The organism is Nocardia farcinica, assembly GCF_029867845.1.
Taxonomy (GTDB): Bacteria; Actinomycetota; Actinomycetes; order Mycobacteriales; family Mycobacteriaceae; genus Nocardia; species Nocardia farcinica_A.
In genome coordinates, this window is sequence record NZ_JARWRU010000334.1 from 1 (window position 1) to 2,644 (window position 2,644).

The window sequence follows — 2,644 nt, forward strand, 5'->3', positions numbered from 1 at the left end:
CGCGCTGTGCAAGCTGGCCCGCAACCAGCCGCGCACCATCCCCTACATCCACAAGGCCGCGGCCTACGCGGGCAGCTACCGCCGTCAGGTGGACCGTTCCTACCGGGTCTTCGCCTCGCCTCGGCTGGTGCGCTTCACCGAGATGGAATACGCGCTGCCGCGCGAACACTCGGCCGAGGCGATCAGGGCGATCAAGAACCTCGCGCGCCGTTTCGACACCCCGATGCCCATCGAGGTGCGCTGGGTCGCCCCCGACGACGCGCTGCTCTCGCCCGCGGGCGGCCGCGAGACCTGCTACATCGCCGTGCACCAGTACCAGGGCATGCCGTGGCAGGCCTTCTTCCGCGCCTGCGAGGCGGTCTTCGACTCCTTCGACGGCAGGCCGCACTGGGGCAAGCGGCACTTCCAGACCGCCGACACGCTGCGCGAGCGCTACCCGCACTGGGATCGATTCCAGCAGGTGCGCAAGCGTTTCGACCCGGAGGGGCGCTTCGCCAACGAGTACCTGAACCGGGTGCTCGGCCCGGTGGGCTGACCAGCCCTTCCCACCACCGGGCAAGCGCGGCGAATCCTCCCGCGGCGTCCGGGATCTCCCGGCGCCGACGTTCGAATCACGAGGAGGCGGCGCGGATCTCCTCGACCAGCCGGGGCAGCGCCTCGCCGATGGGATCGCGGACGATCTCGGTGGCCAGCCGGTCGTAGGGCGTCGGCTCGGCGTTGACGACCACCAGCGCGGCGCCCGCGTCCACGGCCAGCGAGCACAGCGAGGCGGCGGGCTCGACCTGAAGCGAGCTGCCGACGGCGAGGAAGATGTCGCTGGTCTGCGCGGTGAGCATCGCTTTGGTCATGGTGCGCTGGTCCATCTGCTGGCCGAACATGACGGTGGCGGCCTTCAGGATGCCCCCGCAGTCCGGGCACGGCGGGTCCGGCTCACCGGCGGCCACCCTGGCCAGGGTCTGGTCCATCGAGCCCGCGTACGGGCAGGACACACAGACGACCTCGAACATGTTGCCGTGGATCTCGATCACCCGGTCGGGGTTCGACCCGGCGCGCTGGTGCAACCGGTCGATGTTCTGGGTGACGATGGTGACCGACCGGCCCGAGCGCTCGAGTGCCACCAGCGCCCGGTGCGCGGCGTTCGGCTTCGCCTGCCAGGCGGGATTGTCCCGGCGCGCCAACCAGGAGCGCACGCGCAGTTCGGGATCGGACAGATAGGCGTCGTAGGTGGACAGCAGTTCCGCGATCGGGTTCTTCGTCCACACCCCGCTCGGGCCGCGGAAATCGGGGATGCCGGAGTCGGTGGAGATCCCCGCGCCGGTGAGCACGCCGATGCGGCCAGGGCGGGTGCGCCAGTCGGTCGTCATGGCGCCAGCCTAGTGACGCCGAGCGCCGCCAGGCCTGGCAGCGGCGGGGAACTCGCGCACAGTACCTTCCTCTATGCCGGAGGGTGAGAGATTGCTATGCTCATTATCTCATCGTTCTGATCTGGGTCGATCAAAGGAGATCGTGATGACCGCGTCCGTCGCAGTCGAGAAGGCGTCCGCGCCGAAGCTGCCGCCCCGGCGGCCCTTCCACCCCGGCACCCGCATGTGGGACGAAACGGGGCTGATCACCTTCTCGCTGACCGCGGGCTCGGCCTTCCTGCTCCAGACCATGGAACCCACCATCTCCGCCGTGGTCGACGAGCACTCGACCTTCCGCACCGACCCGATGGGACGCGCCCTGCGCAGCCTGTCCTCGGTGATGATGTGGGTCTACGCGGGCGAGGAAGGCATCGCCGAGGCCGACCGGCTGCGCAGCATGCACGCCACCCTCAACACCGTTGACGCCTCCGGTCACAAGCACCAGGCGCTGAACTCCTTCGCCTGGGCCTGGGTCCTGCACACCGGCACCTACGCCTTCACCAAGAACGCCAAGTACTTCAGCAAGCGCCCGATGACCGACGCGGAGAAGCAGGAGTACTACGAGGAGGGGTTGCAGCTGATGCGCAACTTCTCGGTGGCGCCCAAGGAGATCCCGGCCGACTACAAGGCCTTCGAGAAGTTCTTCGACGATGTGGTCGAGAACCACCTGCAGGCCACCGGCACCGCACGTGACTACCTGCGCACCATCCGCGCCGTCGCACCGCCGAAGACGCTGCCGAAGATCCTGCACCCGGCCTGGAAGATCGCCTCCGCGCCGGTGGGCCGTATGCAGTACTTCTGCACCGTCGGCACCACCCCCGAGGTCGCCCGCCGCAAGCTCGGCCTGGAGTGGACCGAGGCCGACGAGCGCAAGCTGATCATCCTCGGCTGGTTCCTGGCCCGGCTCGTGCCGCTGCTGCCCGAGCGCCTGCGCTACTTCCCCATCGCCTACGAGGCGCGCAAGGTCGAACGCGACCGGCAGCGGCTGCGCAAGGTCATCCAGACCCGCCCCATCTGATCCCGCTCCCGGCTCCGGCCGGGTGATCATGCCCGCCAGGGCGCGGGCTTCGTCCGATCGTCGGCCCGGCGCGGCCGGCGCGGAGAGCGCCGGGGGCGCGGGGGGGCCGGGGGGGGGGGGGGGGGGGGGGGGGGCCCCGGGGGGGGGGGGGGGGCCGGGGGCCCCCCCCCCCCCGGGGGGCGGGGCGCCCGGGGGGGGCCGGGCCCCCCCCCCCCCCGGGGCC

Annotated in this window: 4 protein-coding genes; 3 read left to right on the plus strand and 1 reads right to left on the minus strand. The window is 71.0% G+C overall.

Annotated features, from left to right (window positions below; translation table 11 throughout):
* Positions 1–535: D-arabinono-1,4-lactone oxidase (locus QH283_RS07120; protein ID WP_280502219.1), on the plus strand; the 535-nt coding region annotated here is incomplete at its 5' end.
* Between the two features lie 76 nt (positions 536–611).
* Here the strand turns inward: QH283_RS07120 and QH283_RS07125 are convergent.
* The gene (locus QH283_RS07125) at positions 612–1,364 is read right to left on the minus strand and encodes an SIR2 family NAD-dependent protein deacylase (RefSeq protein ID WP_280502220.1); all 753 of its coding nucleotides are present in this window, start codon (positions 1,362–1,364) and stop codon (positions 612–614) included.
* 145 nt (positions 1,365–1,509) lie between these two features.
* On the opposite strand from QH283_RS07125, the gene QH283_RS07130 reads away from it, so the two are divergent.
* Positions 1,510–2,421, plus strand: coding sequence for an oxygenase MpaB family protein (locus tag QH283_RS07130; protein WP_280502221.1), 912 nt, complete (start codon positions 1,510–1,512; stop codon positions 2,419–2,421).
* A gap of 22 nt (positions 2,422–2,443) precedes the next feature.
* The coding region (locus QH283_RS07135) for a hypothetical protein (protein WP_280502222.1) at positions 2,444–2,644 on the plus strand (201 nt) is incomplete at its 3' end.